Source organism: Streptomyces atriruber (assembly GCF_001418325.1).
In the GTDB taxonomy this organism is placed as follows: Bacteria; Actinomycetota; Actinomycetes; order Streptomycetales; family Streptomycetaceae; genus Streptomyces; species Streptomyces atriruber.
Genome location: NZ_LIPN01000618.1, coordinates 1 through 3,886 on the forward strand (window position 1 = coordinate 1; position 3,886 = coordinate 3,886).

4 protein-coding genes are annotated in these 3,886 nt (G+C 72.3%); 1 reads left to right on the plus strand and 3 read right to left on the minus strand.

Features of this window, described 5'->3' with window-relative positions; genetic code table 11:
- Positions 1–88: 88 nt before the first annotated feature.
- From AOK03_RS39305 to AOK03_RS39315, 3 genes are read right to left on the minus strand one after another with little or no spacing between them, the layout of a single operon-like run.
- The gene (locus tag AOK03_RS39305; protein WP_055570127.1) at positions 89–499 is read right to left on the minus strand and encodes a RidA family protein; all 411 of its coding nucleotides are present in this window, start codon (positions 497–499) and stop codon (positions 89–91) included.
- The gene (locus AOK03_RS39310; protein ID WP_055570128.1) at positions 496–1,260 is read right to left on the minus strand and encodes an IclR family transcriptional regulator; all 765 of its coding nucleotides are present in this window, start codon (positions 1,258–1,260) and stop codon (positions 496–498) included. The genes AOK03_RS39305 and AOK03_RS39310 overlap by 4 nt, the downstream gene beginning before the upstream one ends.
- On the minus strand, positions 1,257–2,303 hold the full coding sequence (locus AOK03_RS39315) for a sugar kinase (protein ID WP_279616369.1): 1,047 nt from the start codon (positions 2,301–2,303) through the stop codon (positions 1,257–1,259). The genes AOK03_RS39310 and AOK03_RS39315 overlap by 4 nt, the downstream gene beginning before the upstream one ends.
- A 140-nt stretch (positions 2,304–2,443) precedes the next feature.
- Between AOK03_RS39315 and AOK03_RS39320 the strand changes: the two genes are divergently transcribed.
- A complete protein-coding gene (locus AOK03_RS39320; RefSeq protein WP_055570130.1) occupies positions 2,444–3,751 on the plus strand; it encodes an amino acid deaminase in 1,308 nt (435 codons plus the stop codon).
- Positions 3,752–3,886 lie beyond the last annotated feature (135 nt).

Genomic DNA, 3,886 nt, shown 5'->3' on the forward strand with positions numbered 1-3,886 from the left:
AGCCGTTCGTCGTCACGGCACGGCGCCCCGGGGGTGGTGGGCGCCGCGCCGTGACGACGAACGGCTTGCTGGTGGAGAGGGATGTGCGTCAGCCGAGGACGGCGAGCGCGTCGATCTCGATGAGGAGGCCCGCCGGGAGACCGACGTAGACCGTGGTGCGGGCGGAGGCGGGGGCCTTCAGGCCCTGCTCCTCGAAGTACGCGTTGTAGATCTCGTTCATCTCGGCGAAGTGGTCCACGTCGGTGAGGTAGACGCGCATCATCATCACGTCGTCCCAGGTGGCGCCGCCCTCTTCGAGGATCGCCTTGACGTTGGCGAACGTCTGGAGGGTCTGCTCGCGCAGGGTCGGGCCCGCGGGGGTGGGGGCCTTGCCCTCCTCGGCGGGGAGGAAGCCGACCTGGCCGGCGACCTGAAGGATGTTGCCCTTCTTCACGCCGTGGGAGAACTTCGCGGGCGGGGTGGTGTGGGTGGCCGGGGTGAGGGCGGTCTTCTCGGTCATGAACTTGCTTCCTTCAGAGGGGCGTTGCCGGAGTACTCGCGGCTGATGGCGTCCGCCGTGCGGCGCACCAGCGGGAGCAGGGAGAGGAGTTCCTCGGCGGTGACGACGACATTCGGTGCGGACACCGACATGGCGGCGACGACGCGCCCGTCCGCACCGCGGATGGGGGCCCCGATGCAGTTGATGGACTCCTCGTGGCCACCGAGGTCGGTGGCCCAGCCCTGTTCGCGCACGGCCGCCAGCTCCTTGAGGAACGCGGCGGCGTTGGGCGTCGAACGGGACGTGTAGGTGGGGTAGTCGAGCTTCTCCGCGATGGCGCGGCGCTCGGCCTCCGGGAAGTCGGAGAGCAGCAGCTTCGCGACGGCGGCGACGGTGATGGCCACCGGCTTGCCGATGCGGGAGTACATCCGCACCGGATAGCGGCTCTCGACCTTGTCGATGTAGAGGACCTCCTGCTCCTCGTACACGGCGAGGTGGACCGTGTGGCCGCACTTCTCGTTGAGGGCGAGGAGATGGGGGTGGGCGATCTCGCGCACGTCGAGATTCTCGACGGCTTCCTGGGCGAGCGCGAAGAGGCGCGCGCCGAGGCGGTAGCGCTGGTCGGACTGGCGGAAGACCAGGCCGTGTTCGTGGAGGGTGCGCAGGAGCCTGAGCGCGGTGGACTTGTGGACACCGAGCCGGTCGGCGACCTGTCCCAGGTCGGCTGGGCCCTCGGCGAGCAGCGGCAGGATCGAGAGCGCGCGGTCGACGGTCTGGCTCATGGGGTACGTACCTCCTCCTCGGCCTCGGTGTCCTCCGGGACGCGTTCCGTCCAGCCGGGGCCGAGACGAAGTGTCTCCCAGGCTGCGTCGTCCAGGGCGGCGAGGCGGTCGGCGTGTGCGCGGGCAGGGGGCGGTGCGAGGTCACCTGGAACGGTGAGCGCGGCGGCGGCCATCAGATGGCCGTGGCGCAGTCGGTGCGTGGCCGGCAGGCCGCGCAGGGTGGCGGAGAGGAAACCGGCGGCGAAGGCGTCACCGGCGCCGACGGGCGCGACGACGTCGACGCGCAGGGCGGCCTGGAAGACGGGGTCCTCGCCGTGGCGGTGGACGGTGGCGCCGCGGCTGCCCTGTTTGACGACGAGGGTGGCGGGCTCGGGCAGGGCGGCGCGGATGGCGTCGGGACCGCCGGTGATGCCCCAGGCCGCGGCGGCCTCGTCCTCGCCTACGAAGACGAGGTCGGCGCCGCGTGCGAGGTCGAGCAGGACGTCCGGGCCCGCCGCCGCGCCCTTCCACAGGCCCGGGCGGTGGTTGACGTCGAAGGAGACGAGGGGGCGGCGGTCGTCGCGCCGGGCGCACAGGTGGCGTACGAGGGCGAGGCAGTCGGCGGAGAGCGCGGGCGTGATGCCCGACAGGTGCAGGATGCGTCCGGCGGCGAGGGCGTCCTCGTCCACGGAGCCGGGCGACATGGCGGAGGCGGCGGAGCCCGCGCGGTAGTAGACGACTTCGTGGGCGTCGGTGTCGCGGTCGTCTGCGGTGCGGAAGTAGATGCCGGTGGGGCGGTGCGGGTCGCGGCCGACGGCGGAGGTGTCGACTCCGTAGCGGGCGATCGTCTCGACGAGGTGGTCGCCGAAGCCGTCGGCGCCGACGCGGCTGACCCAGCGGACGCTGTGTCCCGCGGCGGCGAGCGCACAGGCGACGTTCGACTCGGCGCCGCCGATCCCGCGGTCGAAGGAGGGCACGTCGGCGAGGCGGCCGGGCCGGGCGGGCAGGAAGGTGACCATGGACTCGCCGAGCGCCACGACGTCCACTGCTGCCTGTGCGGTCACGATCTGCCAACCCCTCAACCGACTGTCCGGATCCGTTGACCCGGCGTTGGCTCGGATGTTAGACAGCAGTAAGCGATATACGCAATGACTGTTGCACATGTTGCAACGGACTCCTGAATGCACTCCTGGAGGAGGCGCCCATGGCCGCCGACAACGACGTCGTCACCGCGCTCGACCGGTCCGCCGATCCGCTGGCCGCGCTCGCGGACGAGCGGGTCGACCACCGCTTCAAGGGTCTGCCCCCGGACGCGGCAGGCCTCACCGTCGGCGAGCTCGCGGCCCAGCGCCGGAACCTCTTCACCGGCGGCTTCACCACCCCGGTCCTCGCGCTCTCCGCCGAGCGCCTGGAACACAACCTCGCACTCATGGAGACGTACGCGCAGCGCCACGGCCTCGCCTTCGCGCCGCACGGCAAGACGTCGATGGCCCCCCAGCTCTTCGCCCGCCAGCTGGCGCGGGGCGCATGGGGCATCACGCTCGCCGTCCCCCACCAGGTGCGCGTGGCACGGGAGTTCGGGGTGGAGCGCATCTTCCTCGCCAACGAACTCGTCGACGCGGCGGCGCTGCGCTGGCTCGCCGCCGAGCTGACCGCGGACCCCTCCTTCCGCTTCATCTGTTACGTCGATTCCGTGCGCGGCGTCGAGCTCATGCACGCCGCCCTCGGCGAGGCGGGCGCGAGCCGCCCCGTGGACGTGGTGGTGGAGCTGGCCGCGGGCGACGGCGCACGGACCGGCGCGCGGACCGAGACCGAGTGCTTCGACATCGCCAACGCCGTCGCGGCCGCGGACACGCTGCGGCTCGTGGGCGTCGCCGGGTACGAGGGGGAGGTGCCGCAGGCGTCGAGCGGGACGGTGACGGCGTGGCTGCGCCGACTCACCGCGCTGCTCACCGAGTTCGACGCGTCCGGGCGGTTCGCGGATCTCCCCGAGATCGTGGTCAGCGCGGGCGGCAGCGCGTGGTTCGACGCGGTCGCGTCGGTCTTCGCGGAGCTCCCCGAACTGTCGCGGCCCGTACTGAAGCTGCTGCGCTCCGGCGCGTACGTCTCGCACGACGACGGCCACTACAAACATCTGACCCCGTTCAACCGGGTCCCCGAGGAGGGGGCGCTCGAACCCGCCTTCCGCCTCTGGGCGCAGGTCGTGTCGCGGCCCTCCGGTGAGCAGGCGTTCACCAACGCGGGGAAGCGGGATGCGGCGTACGACCTGGACCTGCCCGAGGCGCAGGTCGTCCGCCGGGACGGCGTGGAGCGGCCCGCGACCGGGGTCACGGTCACCGGGCTCTCCGACCAGCACGGGTGGCTCCGGACGTCGCCGGAAGCGGATCTCGCCGTCGGCGACTGGCTGGGCATGGGGCTCTCGCATCCGTGCACGGCGTTCGACAAGTGGGAGTTGATTCCGGTGGTGGAGGGGGACGGGACGGTCACGGACTACGTCCGCACGTTCTTCTGACCTGGGGTCCTGGGCGGCTCCCGGGCACCCGGCGCGGGTGGGGGCAGGCCTGGACCGCCGCTTCGCGGCGGATCACTCCCACCCACCTGCCCGTTCACCCCGCACCGCAGGGCGGACGTAGGAGCCGCCCCCCTC